The organism is Flagellimonas beolgyonensis (assembly GCF_003992615.1).
Lineage (GTDB): Bacteria > Bacteroidota > Bacteroidia > Flavobacteriales > Flavobacteriaceae > Flagellimonas > Flagellimonas beolgyonensis.
In genome coordinates this window covers 1,884-2,214 of sequence record NZ_RZMY01000010.1, presented here as the reverse complement: position 1 = coordinate 2,214, position 331 = coordinate 1,884, and the positions used below count along the sequence as shown (strand labels likewise).

Annotated in this window: 1 protein-coding gene; it reads left to right on the top strand. The window is 49.2% G+C overall.

Annotated features, from left to right (window positions below; genetic code table 11):
- The coding region (locus tag EO131_RS17090) for a hypothetical protein (RefSeq protein WP_206512858.1) at window positions 1-331 on the top strand (331 nt) is incomplete at both ends.

The following is a 331-nucleotide window of genomic DNA, read 5'->3' as shown; positions in this document are numbered from 1 at the left end:
GCGTCCAATATCTCGACGAACGCGGCGAACATTGCCACCAACACTACGAACATCGCAACGAACACATCCGATATCGCTACCAACACAAGCAATATCTCAACCAATGCGACCAATATTGCCACCAACACCAGTGACATCGCGACCAATACGTCCGACATCTCAACGAACGCTGCGAACATCGCAACAAACACAAGCGACATTGCAACGAACACAAGCGATATAGTAACGAACGCGACGAACATCGCCACGAATACATCCGATATTGCCACCAATGCGGCCAATATCGCCACAAATACATCCGATATCGCCACGAATACAAGCGACATTGCGA